Origin of the sequence: Floccifex porci (assembly GCF_009696175.1) — a bacterium.
GTDB lineage: Bacteria > Bacillota_I > Bacilli_A > Erysipelotrichales > Erysipelotrichaceae > Floccifex > Floccifex porci.
On the sequence record NZ_VUMM01000016.1, the window covers coordinates 1 to 15,109 of the forward strand.

The window sequence follows — 15,109 nt, forward strand, 5'->3', positions numbered from 1 at the left end:
TTTCTTATCACAATATCACACTATATTTTAAAGCTCATCCACACAATTATTTAAAGCTATCAACACAATTTGTTAAAGCCTACCCACAAATCGTTTAGAGCTCATCCACAGGATTATTTAAAATCCCTTTTAATATTGTTTAATTTTATATATAAAATTTGTTTCTTCCATCAACTTTAAAAAAGGAATGGGATCAAAAGCTTCCAGTGAATTCACTCCAGGTTTTCGATAAATTCCTTTTGCGTACAATTCAATTGCTAACGCTGCTGAAAATCCAGTTTGTGCCACAACCGCCTGCAAACCAAACTGATTCATGGCTTCTTCATTTGAAAAACATTGATACATCATGCATTGTTTTTCTTTTCCATTCTTTATTCCTTTTGCCAGAACACCAACACACATGCTTCCTTCCATTTCATCTTTAATGGTATCTGGCTGACAGGCACAGGAAGCAATCACATCTCTTGGTATCACTTGGACTCCTTTTACTTGAACAGGCTGAATCTTATTTAAATGAAGTTTATCCAATACTTGTAATGCATTGATCAAATCTTCATCTAAAGAAATTTTAAAAGAACATTTTTTTAATCCATATTCAGATAAATATTTGACCATAGTTACCACTTCTTCATGTTCCACTTTTACCAGTGTATTCATTCCAATTTCAGGCATATCAAAAGTTTCTTTTCCTGAAAATGGTTTATCTACAATAAATCCACCTTTACTTTTATCATATTCAACATTTGGATTCATCACTTCATCCAATACAGTCCAAACATTAAATCCAAATATAAGTTCATCTTCATGTCCCTTAATTTTTAAATTGTTTCCATCTTTTACATGAAGCTCTTCAACTGTATCAAATTCATATTCACATAAATATTTAGCAAAAACATTAACCGTTCCTGGATCGATTCCTAAACAAATCAAAGCACAGTTCCCTTGTTGTTTCCATTTTTCATCTGCATCAAAATTATATTTAGTCATAACAAGTTCATAACTGTTTTCAATGCCCATTCCATATTCCGGTTTTTCTTTTGGGATAGAGAAAGTTCCCATATTTGCATAATCACAATGACATTCATACGCCGCATCAAAAATCACATTGGCACAGAATGGACTGGAAGCATCCATCACAAAATCAATATGATGTTTCTGTATTTCTTCTTTTACCATTTCTTTCTGTGTGGCATCTACATATCCAAACTGTAACCGAGCATCATTAATTGTTTTCCATACATCTTTTGCATGATTTACATTTACATCACTTAATAAACAATACGTAAACCATTCTTTTTCCGGATCTCTTTTTAACAACAATTCAACAATGCACTGACCAACCGCTCCAGTACCTACTAACATCATTCTCATTTTCTTTACCTCCTGAACATCCAAATAAAAAAGAGAAAAAAGAGGAAAAAATCCATCTTTCTTCTCTGTTCCTTTGCCAGTTGGTTATATCCACGTAGGCGCCTCGCTTAAGAGATCTCTCCAAAGAGTTGTCTGCTGATCTTCCTTTTGCCTGCTAGTTTCACAAGTTTTGGGGATGTATCCAAAAAAGTTTGCCGCTTCGGCCTCTAAAAAGATGTCTAGAATCAGCTTCATCCAATTCACTTTTTCTATAAAAATTAAAACAGATTCTTTACCAGAATACAATCAAAAATCACAAAAATTCAACCATTCCCGTTTCAATATCATATAAAGCCGGTATAACTTTCAATCCCTGATCACATTCATAATGTTGGATTTCTAAACTTTGTTCAATTTCTTTTACACAATAAATCACATTTTTAATACAAGCCTTCTTTTCATCGGATTCATTCCCAATGGCTTTTTTAATTTCATCGGTAATAAATTTTATATATCCATCTGGATTCCCATTCATAGCTGCATCTACTGCTCCACAATGAGTATGTCCTAATACAACAATCAGATGACAATCCAAATGTCCTGCTGCATATTCAATGCTTCCTAACTGATGATCGTCAATTACATTTCCCGCTAAACGTATCACAAATAAATCCCCTATTCCGGCATTAAAAATGCTTTCTGGAATCACTCGAGAATCCGAACAAGTCACAATAATCGCATAAGGATGCTGTCCTTTTATATAGGTCTGAACTCTTTTTTGAATGGATGTATCTCCTATGGTACACATTTGATTTATATATTTCTGATTTCCTTCTTTTAATTTTTCAATTACCTGATCTGCACTTAAATAATTCATACCATAACTCCTTTTTTTATAATATAATACTTTTATGAAATCAAATCCCACTTTATATGCAGGAATTTTAGAAATAATAGATAGAAACACTTTTAAAATTATTGAAAACGATTTAAAAGGACTTCTAATTCAGGATACAGTCAGTACCATTTATTTTGGTATTCATGAAAATGAAGATATATTAAAGAATTGGATCCATTCTCATAAAGAAATAAAACTTTTAGTTCTTTATAAGCCACTTCTTTTGAAGGGATATACTTGTTTTCTGGAATGTTATCCAATTGCTTATCTAAAAAAAGAACCTTTTAATTATAAATCTGAATTAAATATCCGTATTGCCTGCATTAAGGATCTTTCTTTTATTTTAAATCATTATACTCTTTTAGAAGAATGGGAGATACGAAAAATTATATCTATGAATCATCTTTTTATAGGCTATAAAGACAATATTCCTGTAGGCTTTATTGGCCTGCATTTAGAAGGAAGTATGGGTTTATTGTACATATTAAAAGAATATAGAGGAAATGGATATGGAATTGAATTAGAAATGTTTCTTGTCAATCGTCTTCTATTTGAAAATAAAATCCCTTTTGGACAAGTGGAAACAACAAATACTATTTCTATCTCTCTTCAAAAAAAATTAGGTTTTACTTTTACAGATAAAAAACAGTATTGGTATGAATCCGATTTATAGTATATTATAGATGTGGAGATGAAGTAGAAAGTAGGATAAATGAAAAAAGATAATCTTTTATCGAAAGCTTGTTTGCTTGTTTTTACCTTTTTTATTGCCTTTGCCTTACTCTATGTTTCTTTTTCATTCTGGATGAGTGGAAAGAAAGGATGGGCCATTGGCTTAATTCTTGTTACTATTTTACTTCTAATTGGTTCCTATCTTCAATTGTCGATTCGAACGGATGAATAAAAGGGGGTTTAAAATACCCTCCTTTTATATTTCCACCGTTAAATTTTTGATCCATGTTCCTTTTTTATAGAAAAAGGTTGAAACAAAAATCTTTAAAACACAAATTCCTTCTGTTATCGTAAATACATATAGCAGATCCAGGGGAATCAGTCTTGAAAAAATGGTCGACATCAATAATGGACCACAAGTCATAAAGAAACCATCAATGAAGAATACAGATTTGGTATCTCCACCTGCTCTTAAAATATAATATATCGTTTCTGAATAGCCTTGTGTCCACATAACGGCACATTTTATCAATATTAATTGCGTTGCAAGTGTTGTAGACTCTTTGGTTAAAAAATAAGCTTTCGGTATTACATGGCTGAATAAGGATACCAGAACCGCCATAATAATATTGATCATCAATCCGATTTTTATCATTAATTTTGCCAGTTTCTTTGCTTCTTCCAGTTGATTGGATCCAAGTGTATTTCCAATTACAACTCCAACTGCAGAAGAAAATCCTGCAAATACAACATACGATAAAGAACCTACCTGATCTACAACGGTTAAAGATGGTACATATTGTTCCGATACATAACAATAATTCATGAATATCAGACTTAAGCTCAAAGACCAGATGGTTTCATTAAATATTAATGGAATGGTCTTACTTAATATTTCTTTACGATTTTCTTTTGAAAGCGTTCCGTATCTATTAAAGAAACAATAATAGTCTTCCTTTTTAAAAGATGCCAATAATAAAATAGCCATTTCAATGAATCTTGATAATGAAGTTGCTAAAGCAGCTCCCTGAATTCCTAACTCTGGGCATCCTAGTTTTCCAAAAATTAATATATAATTCAAGAAAATATTCGAAACAAATGAAACAAATCCTGTATACAAGGGAAACAATGTATTTCCTTTTGAGCGATTGGCAATTCCCATCATTTGAGCGATTCCATATGGTAAATAAGAAAAACGAACAATATTATTATATTGAAGTGCCAATTGAATAATGTCTTCATCTTTTACAAAAATTTCGATCACAAAATTTGGAAATAGAATTAAAATTCCTGTTCCAATTATAGATAATCCAATCACACATAACAATCCAAAACGAAGTGTTTTATTGCAGTTTTCTTTATCGCATGCTCCAAAAAACTGACTGATGAATAAACCAATTCCATTGGTCAATCCAAAAATTGCCAGATTATAAATCAAAAAGAATTTATTGGCAACCGTAGTGGCACTAATTGCATTTTCAGATATAGCTCCAACCATAATTGTGTCGGTTATTGCTAATAAGTTTACAAGTAATTGTTGTATAACAACGGGTATGGCTAACCCAATAAAATATTTTATAAATGTTTTGTCCTTCATAATCCTCCCTTTTATATAGAAAAAGTCCCAATTTATTGGGACTTTACTTTATTTATGATTTTATTTGCCTGAAATAAATCTTTTACCAGATAATGTGCTTTGGACTGATCAAAGCCAAATCGTGTATCTTCTAAAGCGATGCATGTACATCCACTTTGCAGGGCTGCTTCAATTCCATATGTAGAATCTTCTATCGCAATCACTTCATCTGGTTTCAGACCTAATTTTTTAATCGTATGATCATATATTTCTGGATTGGGTTTACTTTCTTTAAAATCTTCTCCACTGGTCATATATTCAAAATAATCCTGAATTTCACATTCTTTTACAACCTGCATAATATTGTCATATGGAGATGAAGAAGCAATCGCAAGTTTCAAATTTTGTGATTTTAAATCTTTTAATACATTGATCAGATGTGGTTTTAATATCGTTTTATAATTTAAAGTAAACGTTCTCCATTCTTTCTGACTTTTTTCATGAACTTCTTCCCATGTATACTCATCGGATAGAAATTCGGAAACAATTTCAAATAATTTATGATCACTTTTTCCAACAGCTGTACAAATCGTTTTATCAAATTTTTCCTGGTCGTAATCCTGCTTTAAATATTTTTTTAAAAACTGAATGGCCAGATCTAAATAGATTGGCTCAGAATCTATAATCACACCATCCATATCAAATATTACAGCTTTGATCATTATGCCAGAACTCCGAAGAAGGCTCCAGCGATTCCTACCGCCATTAAAATAAACATGATTGCGATTGGTGAAATTTTCTTTTTAAGCATCCACCAAGTAATTCCAAATACACACAACGGTAGAATACCTGGAACAATACCATCGAATATAGATTGAATAGAAGTTTCCATTCCTTCTGCACCAAAGGATAATGGAATGGTTACGAATACATTTCCAGCTGTCATAGCGCCCGCTACCATAAGTCCGACAACGGCAGCAGCATTGGTAAATTTATCCATCATACCTGATTCATTGGCTTTTACAATGACATCCGATCCTAATTTATAACCTAAGAAAGTCAACTGATAACGAATGATCAATCCTGGTACGTTATAAATCAGCCAGTATAGAATTGGTCCCAAAGGATTTCCTGTCAATGCAAGAGAAGTTCCAATACCTGTTGCGATAATACGCAATGTTCCCCAGAAAATGGAATCTCCTATACCAGCTAAAGGACCCATCATCGCAACTTTAACGTTTGTAATACTTGTTTCATCAAAGTTATCGATGTCTTTTGCTCTTTGTTCTTCCATAGCGGTTGTAATACCTAATGGAAGGGTAATGATATAAGGTGTTGTATTATAGAATTCCAGATGTCTTTGTAAGACTTTTGTTCTTTCTTCTTTATCTGGATAGATTTTTCTTAATACAGGAAGCAATGACCAGGCATAAGCCATATTCATCTGACGTTCGTAGTTCCAGGACAATTCCGTTGGAATGGATCTTACAAATATTCTTTGAAGATCTTTTTTCGTTACGATACCATTGTATCCATCATTTTTAGAACTCATCTAGAATCCCTCCATCTTCTGCATCATTATCCACTGGTTTTTCAACAGCCACTGGTTTATCGGATTTAAACATTTGAATGGCTGCAATTAAACAAGCCAGTAAAGCAACCGCTGTTGTTCCAATTCCATATTCTCCTAAGTAAGCCACCATAAAGTATCCAATAAAGAAATATGGAGCTACTTTTTTATTCATGATCATTTGCGCTAACATCGCAAACCCTAGTGCAGGAATCATACCACAGGCAATATTCATACCTGTCTGAATAAATTCAGGTAATCCTCCCAATACAGCAGTTACAGCATCGCTTCCTAAGTAGAATGCTAATGGAATGATTGGTAAAGTCACCATAGCAGCAATCAATCCACCACCAATAACATCAAAGGAGAACATTTTTTCATTTCCTTGTGCTACATGTTTATCTGCCAAATGTGTAAAGAATAACATGACAGGGGATCCAATAATTGTATTTAATGCCAGCATAATCGTTGCAATTGGCATTCCTAATGTTAAAGCTGCTTCAGCTCCCATTCCGGCTTTAATCGCAAAAGCAACTCCTAAGATCGTTCCAGATAACATATCAGGAGGTATATAAGCACCGATGCTGACAGCTCCAACAAACGCAAGTTCTAATGTAGCTCCCATGATAACACCAGCCTGTAAATCTCCCATTACAAGTCCTGTTAAAGCACCCATAATAATAGGTCTTTGAATCAGGGATGTTCCTAATAAAAATTCACATTTACCTAAAATGGCGACTAATGTGATTAAAATGGTTTGTAATACCATAGACTGTTTTCCTTTCTATTTAATTAATGTTTTAATATCTTCTGCAGAATTAGCAGGTACTTGTTGACAGAACACATGAATTCCTTCATTTACCAGTTCTTTTAATAAAGCTACATCTGCATCATTGACAAATACAGATTTTGAAATTTCTGTTTTATCTTTAGTAGGATACGTTCCTCCTAAATTAATGGCTTTGATTTTTAACTCTCTAGCTACTTTCGCTGCACTTTGAATATCTTCACAAATGATAAACAATTTATATTTATCTGTCTGTCCCGATTTTATAGCTTTCAAGCTTCCTTCTACACTTTTTGCGACCACCTTAATTCCTGAAGGTTTAGCCAGTTTTATTGTCTGAAGGCGTAATGTATCATTAACTAAGCTATCACTGCATAATAAGATACAATCAGCTCCAATTGCCTGTGTCCAGGAGAATGCAACCTGACCATGTAATAATCGATGATCCACTCTTAATGCTTTAATCATGTTTTTCTCTCCAATCTAAAATTCATCCAGCTCAACTTCTGCATCTTCATTCAATGCATCATTACAATAAACGATTCCTTCTTTTGCCTGTTCAATATTGAATCGAATCACATCTTCAATTGGACTTTCCAGATCCGATAAAACCATGCTCATCAGAAGTATTAAATTGGTTCCAGCAATTAAATGAATATTTTTTCTTTCATGAATCAATTTTGTTATTTCATTGTTTACGCTTCCACCAAATAAATCCGTAAAAATCACAATTTCATCTTCAGGATCATAAGAATCTAATTCTTTTAACAATTCAATCTGATACGGTTTGTTTTCTTCCACATATGCACAAAAGTATTTTAAGTTTTCTTGAGGTCCCATAATCAATTCAAGACTGCTTACAATTCCTTTGGACATATATGCATGAGTTGCAACAATAAATCTTCTCATTCCCCATATCCTCTCTAGTGGTTTATATTATATTCCATATTTCTATTTTAATATACCACATTATAATTTTTATGCAAGCCCTTTCATAATTTTTTTAAAAAAAGAAGGTCCTTAATTCAGGACCTCTTGATTAATAATCAAACTGATGATAGTAACGACGATAAGCTAAATTATGTCTTGTATACAATTCATAATGAGCTGCCAATCTCTCTGTTAGTAAAGCTGTAACGATCCAAGGGACAACAAATGGTCTGAACTTATCATCCACATCCAAAGCATATTCCTTTGTATCCAGAACAACATATTCTGCATTGATTTTCTTACAGAAGTCTTCAACACGATTATCCTGTTTACGATATTCATCTTCTCCTTTAACGATAAATACAGGAACATCTTTTTCAACCAGTTCCAATGTTCCATGGAAGAATTGTGAACTTGTAACAGGACGTGTACGTACCCATTGCATTTCTTCTAAGATACACATTGAGAACAGTAAAGTTTCACCCCATAATGCACCAGATCCAGTAAAGATTGTATATGGTTTATTGTACAACTGTTTTGCGATTTCATCCGCTTTTGGTTCAAATACTTTACGAATGTCCACTAAATTCTTGAAAATATTCTTAATCTGATCTGCAAAACGTTCATATTCAGGGAATTCATTGCGTTTATTCAGGATACTGTATAGTAAATAAGACTGTAAAACATAAGCATATTCACATTGACCTGTTGTAACTTTTGCTTCAATCACAATTGAGCATAATTTTCCAACTGGACAATCTTTTTTAGTGAATCCAACAACAGTTGCCCCAATTTCTTTGATCCAAGTTAACGCTTCTACAATTTCAACTGTTGTACCAGAAGCACTGGAAGTAATAACCAACGAATCTTTTGTCAATTTAGTTGGATGTACTGTATTGGCATCGGCTGCATTGATTGCATATACTTCCAATGTTGAATATTTATTTAACAAATAATCAAATTGCGCAAATTCAAATTCTGTTCCACCAATTCCTAATAAGAAAACATTTGTAAATCCTTTTTCAAATACCTGATCTGCAATTTCCTCAACTTCTTTTCTTTGTGCAATAATTGCATCTCCTTCTTTTAAATATTTCTCTTCATCAAATTTGTATAATTCTACCTTTTCTGTTACAGACATCTTATGCCCTCCTTTTTCTTTTTTGAAATGTGAAATATGGATATAATATGTGGTTTATCCTCTGTACCACTTTATGTATTTAATATACCACATTAATTTATAAATGCAAGCAAAATAAAAAAAAGATTAGCAAATTTTATTGCTAATCATATTTCTTCCCCATTCCAAAGGAACCACTTCGCATGCAGTTTTCTGCACTAAAATCACGTGCTTTTTCTAAAGCCTGTACAATCTGTGCTTCTTTTAATATATCACCTTTCTTAAATCCACTTTCTAAAATCGAAATCAGAAATGCACTGATAAAACTATCTCCAGCCCCGCAGGTATCTATCGCATTCACTTGTTTACAGCTTCCATAATAATAACTTCCATTATAAAAAATCTGTCCTTTTGTTGATCGAGTGGCTAAAACATTTTTACAGCCACATTGAAACATAGACTCCATAATTCTTTTGGTTGTTTCTTCATCATAATCACTGGAAAAAGAAGCAAAATCTAAATACGGACATATATTTTCATAAAATGTCTTTTCTAAATTTTCCGTTTCATTACTGAAATCATAACTGATCAGTGTATCTTTAAACTGAAACATTGGAATATCTTTTTCCACTTTACAGTAACAACCCATATGGATAAGATCAAAGGAAGACATATATTCTTTTAAAGAAATTTCATACTGAATAAAAGGAACCTGATTGTTTACTTTTTTATCTTCACAGAAAATACGATCGTTTCCATTCAGTAATATTCTGCAGATTTGTGTGGAATGATTGGATACCAGATTGCATTTTGAAATATCAATGTTCATCTGTTTACAGACAGAAATGATATAAGCGCCTAATTCATCATAGGCAATATTTCCCAAATATGCACTATTTGCTCCCAGTTCATGTGTATACACACTGAAATTTAATGCATTCCCTCCAGGATACATAACCTTCTGCTGAAAATAATCATCAAAGACATTGTCTCCATATCCAAGTACTTTAATCATCTGAGCCTTCCTTATATTTTTCGGATTTAATTTTAATGGCTTCTTCAATATCTTTTGTTAATGGATGATATTGCCATTTATTTAAATCTGTTGTCACCTGATAAGCAATATATTCAAACAATACAACATTATATAAAGTAGAAACAGAAGCATCTATATCTATATTCATAGATAAAACTTTGTCTGTATTTACACGTTTTGAATCGGTAATGATAAAACAGCGATCACTTACTGTAGCATATGCATTGTATATATCTACAATATGATCTGAACACGCATCATTATTATCAATAAAGAACAAAGTATAATTTGGTGTAATCTGAAAATTAGGACCATGTAAAAATTCTTCCAGTTCATAGGCTACAGAAACAATCTGAATGGTTTCTCCAAATTTTAAAGCCCCTTCTAATGCTGTTCCAAAGTTAGGTCCCATACCAACCATATAACAATTGTTCATAGATAAAAGATATTTTCGGTTCTTCTGATAAAAATCCACAGCTTTTTTCTGCATACATTCATGCGCATCCGCAACTTTATTTAATTCTTTTATATAATAAGAATAAACATCATCTTCCAGTTTAGCTGCATTTAAACTGAATAACATGAAAAATAAAGTTAATCCTACCATTCCCATTGTCACATATCCAACGGTTTCAATTCCTATTCCATAATCTATCACAACATCACAGATTCCATCTCCAAAATCACTGTTCACATTGGAAGTGATTCCTATAGCTCTATGCCCATCTTCTTTTAATTTCTGTAAAGCACGAATGGAATTTGTGGAACATCCACTTTGTGATACAACAACAACAAATGGATTTCCAAAAAATTGATTTTCATAATTTTCATATGTATAAGGAGCCAATACTTTTACATTTTTCTTTAGTATTTTCTCCATAAAAGGTCGTGCACTCATACATGAATTGTAGCTTGATCCACAAGCAATCAATACAATTGAATCAAAATCTTCTTTTAGATATTCTTCAACCAGTGTTCTTGTCAATTCTTTATTGTTCTGAACATTTTTACGAATCATTTCGGGTGTTTTTTGAATATAATCCAACATTGTTTCTTTCATTTCATTTCTCCTTTTGGTTTAATATATTCCACATTTCATATTAAATATACCAATTAAAGCAAAAGAAAACAATAAAAAATGACGCATATAATACGTCACTTTGATTCAATTAAAAATTGATAAATAGAATAATCACATTTTAAATACGATTGTGTATATTCCACAATATTTCCTTGTGCATCTTTTCCTATAAATTCAAGTGCATATACATAATCGTCTTCTTTTAATCCCATCGGTTTCATAAAAGGTCTTCTCGCTTTTTCCACAATCATTTTCTGTTCAAATACAATTGGCAGATGATTCTGTTTTTCCATATAAGCATATAAACTTGCTTTTTCGAAATTATGATCATCTATATCAGGGAAAAACTTTGCAGGAACATAACAGTATTCTAATGAAATAGTTTCACGATTTACTTTTCTTAATCTGTGAAGGGCATACGCCGATTCTCCCTCGTCTAACCCCAATTTATATTCAACATATTTCCGGTTGTTGACCATTCCTTTTTCAAGAACTTCACTTTCTATAGATTGCCCACTTAATTGAATTTTTGCACTAAAGCTGGATTCTACTTCTCCTTCTTTTTCTTTATTTCGGAATGTGTAAAGCCGATTAGCTTTCTTCTTACAGACAAAAACCCCAACATTTTTTTCTTTATATAAGATTCCATCTTCTACTAGTGAATTCACTGCATTTTTTACAGTCATACGATTGATTTTATAAGTAGCAGCCATTTCTCTTTCACTGGGAATCTTCTCCCCTGGCAAATATTCTCCATCGGCAATACGTTCTAATATCAATTGTTTTAATTGAATGTATAAAGGAATTTTATACTCCATATTTCTCTCCTATTTACTCTTTGTCACATATTCAAAATATCCAACTTTAGAATATGTTTCTGAAAATTCAACCAATTGTCCATTCTGGTCATAGACAATACCACTTTGTAATACAACATAATCTTGTGGTGTTAAATTCAAGTCGTAACAATAATTTTCTTCTGCCTTAATCACAACAATATTCTGTTCACTTCGTTTTAAATGAACATTATATTCTCTTTCTAATACCGCATATAACGATTCATTTTCAAAATTAAATTTCTCAAGTCCCGGGGTTACGTATTTAGGAATAAAAGAATAATCCATACTAATAGGTTCTCCATTTAAAATACGCAGTCGTTTTAATTCATATAGTCTTGTTCCTAAAGGAAGTTTCATTTCCGTATAAAGATATTTATCAATTTCTTTTTCTGTAAACTTAATAATCTTTGTCTCAAATTCATTATTTGTTGATTGAATTTCAGAAGTCGTTGATACTATATCATCCGCAATTTTTTTTATAGGTGGATTGGCCACGTAATATCCACTACGAGGTTTTGAATAAATAACGCCAGCGTCTTCTAGAATCTGTAAACCAGAACGTACCGTTAATCTTTGAACATTGTATTTCTCAGACAAATCTCTTTCACTCGGTATTTTATCTCCTGGTTTTAACAGTCCAGATTCTATCATGTATTTCACTTCTTCACTTACAATCAGATCAAGTGTCATCAATTTCATATAGTTCCTCTTATATATTCCATTTATTATGTCTATTATACCAATTTTTTAATTTTTTGTGATAAAAATTACAATGAATCTTTCATAAAATGCATTTATTCATAAATATTGTTCGAATTATGAGGAAGGGATAATGTCCAATATTAATACCTCAGTAAAGTTTTAATTTAAATCCTTTTAATTTTACTTAAATTTCGGCTAATATTAAGAAAACTCAATCATTATCACACTAAAACTGTATGAATAAATTTGATTTATATATGTCTAATACTCCTATTTCATTTTTTATATTGACTGAATTGCATTAAAATTATTCATACCCTGACTTTTATACTACAATATTTTTATGATTCGATTATCAAATCCCACTTTATATGCAAACATTATAGAAACACTTATAAAATTATTGAACAGGATTTCAAAGGACTTCTAATTCAAGATACAGTCAGCTCCATTTTTTGGTATTCATGAGAATAAAAATATTTTAAAGAATTGGATCCAAGCTCATAAAGAAATAAGGCTTTTAGCTCTTTATACTCCACTTAATTTAAAGAACTATACTTGTTTTCTGTAATGTTATTCGATTGCCTATCTAAAAAAGAACCCTTTGAATATCAATCTGAATTAAATATTCGTATTGCCAGCATAAAGGATCTTTCTTTTATTCTGTATCATTATAATCTTTTAGAAGAGTCAGAAATTCAAAAAATAATATCTATGAATCATCTATATATAGGCTATAAAAAGAATATCCTTGTTGGCCTTATTGGCCTACATTTAGAAGGAAGTATAGGTTTATTGTATATATTAGAAGAATATAAAGGAAATGGATATGGAACCGAATTAGAAATGTTTCTTGTCAATCACCTTCTATTTAAAAATAAAATTCCTTTTGGACAATTGGAAACGGAGAATAATCATTCTATCTTCCTTCAAAAAAATTAGGTTTTACTTTTTTTACAGAAAAACAATTTGGTTTGAATCCGATTTATAATGAATTTAGATTCATAATCTCATGAATGATTATATTTGAATCTGATTTATATATTTCTCTATTTCTTTTTTTCTATCACTTGAACAATTCTTTAAATATTGAATCATTTCCTTTTGCCAATCAATGGTTGTATCTAAATATTCATATATATCTTCTAATGTGATTTTTATATGAAAAGAACTATCAGGTGTATGCAATGTTTTTAAAGCATTAAAATAACATAAATATTCATCTTCATAGAATATATTATGATCCAGTAAATCCAGTATATCGTATACATTGATTGTTTCTTTTTTTAAATATTGAATTTTCTGATTTATATTCATAGATTGTATGTCTTTTAATAATTTTTTAAATTCTTTTTGATTTATCTGGTCTGGAAAAGAAAGAAAAGATTGACCAATTTGTTTTAATGTTTCTTTGATTACTTTATTTATAATTTTTTTCTTAAACAAAACCTTTATCGTTTCCATAAATTTATTCACTACTTCAGGAAGATTTTCCAGTTCATTCAAGAATTTTAACATAGAGAGGATGAAATATCATGCATACATATAAACCTTCAAAAACAGTTAAAGAACAAGTTGAATACTTAGAATCGAATAAACGTGTAGTATTTAACGAAATATCTAAGAAAGAAGCAGAAGAAATACTATTTAAGTATGGATACATAAATGTTATCACCCCTTATAAGCATAGATTTGCAAAAAAAGATAAAGGTAAAGTTGTAAAAGATGAAACAGGAAGACACATTTATGAACGTGATGTTGATTTCAAAGAATATTATGACTTATATGTCAACGAAAGAAAAAAGTATCCTACAATTTCTGCTAATGTTATTTATTTTGAAACAAGATTTAGATCAATATTGTCTTATGCAATTTTAAATAGTACAGACATTAATTGTGATTCTGATCTTATGAATTTTTTGGAGTCGATACGTCTTAGAATTTCTCAATCTAATAATTATTCTGAAAAAAGATTAGAACACATGAATGAAAGTATTTCGAAATTAGAAAACAATATAGAAAAATATCATGATGTTTACTGTTTCTTTGATAATTTGTCGTTAGGAGAATCGCTTACGTTATTTAATGGATTAGACTATAAGACACAAGATAAAATATTCGATAGTTGTAAATCGATAAATATTCATTTTAATGTTGATAAAACACCTGATTTTGCTTCAAAAGTTTTTACGTTGGTGTCTGTAAGAAACTGTGTAATGCATTGCAATAGCTTGGAAGTATTAAAAAGATTTTTCAATCCAAAGTATAAAACTTTAAGAGACAGAAAAAGTACAAGAACATTTGAATCGATGATAAATTACCTTTCAAACGAAAAAGCTCACACCGAATGATGCGAGCTTTCTTCCGACCTAGGGTCAATTTATGATTCTATATTACATTAAAATTGAACATTTTTAAACAAAAATTAAATTTTTTTATAATTTTATTTAACTTTATTTAAAAAACGCACTTTTTAATCATATATAATCAATCGACAGAATATAGTTTTAAACATATAACCTGACTTTAGAAGTAAAAAAATGGTGCT

18 protein-coding genes are annotated in these 15,109 nt (G+C 30.9%); 4 read left to right on the plus strand and 14 right to left on the minus strand.

The annotated features are described in order from the left end of the window. Positions 1–129: 129 nt before the first annotated feature. Together FYJ50_RS07560 and FYJ50_RS07565 are read right to left on the minus strand one after the other, a co-directional pair. Positions 130–1,371 (minus strand): saccharopine dehydrogenase family protein, encoded by a 1,242-nt coding sequence (locus tag FYJ50_RS07560; RefSeq protein WP_154460678.1) that lies wholly within the window; start codon positions 1,369–1,371, stop codon positions 130–132. Positions 1,372–1,663: 292 nt separating this feature from the next. Continuing rightward, the gene (locus tag FYJ50_RS07565; protein ID WP_154460680.1) at positions 1,664–2,227 is read right to left on the minus strand and encodes a carbonic anhydrase; all 564 of its coding nucleotides are present in this window, start codon (positions 2,225–2,227) and stop codon (positions 1,664–1,666) included. A 34-nt stretch (positions 2,228–2,261) separates the two neighbouring features. Here FYJ50_RS07565 and FYJ50_RS07570 point away from each other — a divergent pair, with 34 nt between their 5' ends. Both FYJ50_RS07570 and FYJ50_RS07575 read left to right on the plus strand, forming a co-directional pair. Further along, positions 2,262–2,921: a GNAT family N-acetyltransferase gene (locus tag FYJ50_RS07570; protein WP_154460682.1), complete on the plus strand. Its 660-nt coding sequence runs from the start codon at positions 2,262–2,264 to the stop codon at positions 2,919–2,921. A gap of 39 nt (positions 2,922–2,960) precedes the next feature. After that, on the plus strand, positions 2,961–3,152 hold the full coding sequence (locus FYJ50_RS07575; RefSeq protein ID WP_154460684.1) for a hypothetical protein: 192 nt from the start codon (positions 2,961–2,963) through the stop codon (positions 3,150–3,152). 24 nt (positions 3,153–3,176) lie between these two features. Here FYJ50_RS07575 and FYJ50_RS07580 read toward each other — a convergent pair whose 3' ends face one another. From FYJ50_RS07580 to FYJ50_RS07630, 11 genes are all read right to left on the minus strand, one after another. Further along, positions 3,177–4,517, minus strand: coding sequence for an MATE family efflux transporter (locus FYJ50_RS07580; protein WP_154460686.1), 1,341 nt, complete (start codon positions 4,515–4,517; stop codon positions 3,177–3,179). Between the two features lie 32 nt (positions 4,518–4,549). Beyond that, on the minus strand, positions 4,550–5,218 hold the full coding sequence (locus FYJ50_RS07585; protein WP_154460688.1) for an HAD family hydrolase: 669 nt from the start codon (positions 5,216–5,218) through the stop codon (positions 4,550–4,552). Beyond that, positions 5,218–6,048: a PTS system mannose/fructose/sorbose family transporter subunit IID gene (locus FYJ50_RS07590; protein ID WP_154460690.1), complete on the minus strand. Its 831-nt coding sequence runs from the start codon at positions 6,046–6,048 to the stop codon at positions 5,218–5,220. Before FYJ50_RS07590 ends, FYJ50_RS07585 begins: the two co-directional genes overlap by 1 nt. Then, entirely contained in the window at positions 6,038–6,835 is a 798-nt protein-coding gene (locus FYJ50_RS07595; RefSeq protein WP_154460692.1) for a PTS mannose/fructose/sorbose/N-acetylgalactosamine transporter subunit IIC, read from the minus strand. Before FYJ50_RS07595 ends, FYJ50_RS07590 begins: the two co-directional genes overlap by 11 nt. A gap of 15 nt (positions 6,836–6,850) precedes the next feature. After that, entirely contained in the window at positions 6,851–7,321 is a 471-nt protein-coding gene (locus FYJ50_RS07600; protein WP_154460694.1) for a PTS sugar transporter subunit IIB, read from the minus strand. A gap of 15 nt (positions 7,322–7,336) precedes the next feature. Then, positions 7,337–7,762: a PTS sugar transporter subunit IIA gene (locus tag FYJ50_RS07605; RefSeq protein WP_154460696.1), complete on the minus strand. Its 426-nt coding sequence runs from the start codon at positions 7,760–7,762 to the stop codon at positions 7,337–7,339. Between the two features lie 130 nt (positions 7,763–7,892). After that, positions 7,893–8,924 (minus strand): SIS domain-containing protein, encoded by a 1,032-nt coding sequence (locus tag FYJ50_RS07610; RefSeq protein WP_154460698.1) that lies wholly within the window; start codon positions 8,922–8,924, stop codon positions 7,893–7,895. Positions 8,925–9,066: 142 nt separating this feature from the next. Continuing rightward, the gene (locus FYJ50_RS07615) at positions 9,067–9,918 is read right to left on the minus strand and encodes a PfkB family carbohydrate kinase (RefSeq protein WP_154460700.1); all 852 of its coding nucleotides are present in this window, start codon (positions 9,916–9,918) and stop codon (positions 9,067–9,069) included. Then, positions 9,911–10,999 carry an SIS domain-containing protein gene (locus FYJ50_RS07620; RefSeq protein ID WP_154460702.1) on the minus strand — a complete coding sequence of 363 codons (1,089 nt, stop codon included), beginning with the start codon at positions 10,997–10,999 and terminating at the stop codon, positions 9,911–9,913. The genes FYJ50_RS07615 and FYJ50_RS07620 overlap by 8 nt, the downstream gene beginning before the upstream one ends. Before the next feature lie 95 nt (positions 11,000–11,094). Next, positions 11,095–11,838 (minus strand): GntR family transcriptional regulator, encoded by a 744-nt coding sequence (locus FYJ50_RS07625; RefSeq protein ID WP_154460704.1) that lies wholly within the window; start codon positions 11,836–11,838, stop codon positions 11,095–11,097. A gap of 9 nt (positions 11,839–11,847) precedes the next feature. Then, the gene (locus tag FYJ50_RS07630) at positions 11,848–12,558 is read right to left on the minus strand and encodes a GntR family transcriptional regulator (protein WP_154460706.1); all 711 of its coding nucleotides are present in this window, start codon (positions 12,556–12,558) and stop codon (positions 11,848–11,850) included. Positions 12,559–13,131: 573 nt separating this feature from the next. Between FYJ50_RS07630 and FYJ50_RS07635 the strand changes: the two genes are divergently transcribed. Next, positions 13,132–13,503 carry a GNAT family N-acetyltransferase gene (locus FYJ50_RS07635; RefSeq protein ID WP_154460708.1) on the plus strand — a complete coding sequence of 124 codons (372 nt, stop codon included), beginning with the start codon at positions 13,132–13,134 and terminating at the stop codon, positions 13,501–13,503. 78 nt (positions 13,504–13,581) lie between these two features. On the opposite strand, the gene FYJ50_RS07640 is transcribed toward FYJ50_RS07635, so the two are convergent. Continuing rightward, on the minus strand, positions 13,582–14,079 hold the full coding sequence (locus tag FYJ50_RS07640; protein WP_154460710.1) for a hypothetical protein: 498 nt from the start codon (positions 14,077–14,079) through the stop codon (positions 13,582–13,584). Positions 14,080–14,096: 17 nt separating this feature from the next. Between FYJ50_RS07640 and FYJ50_RS07645 the strand changes: the two genes are divergently transcribed. After that, a complete protein-coding gene (locus FYJ50_RS07645) occupies positions 14,097–14,912 on the plus strand; it encodes an Abi family protein (RefSeq protein ID WP_154460712.1) in 816 nt (271 codons plus the stop codon). The last annotated feature ends 197 nt before the right edge of the window (positions 14,913–15,109 follow it).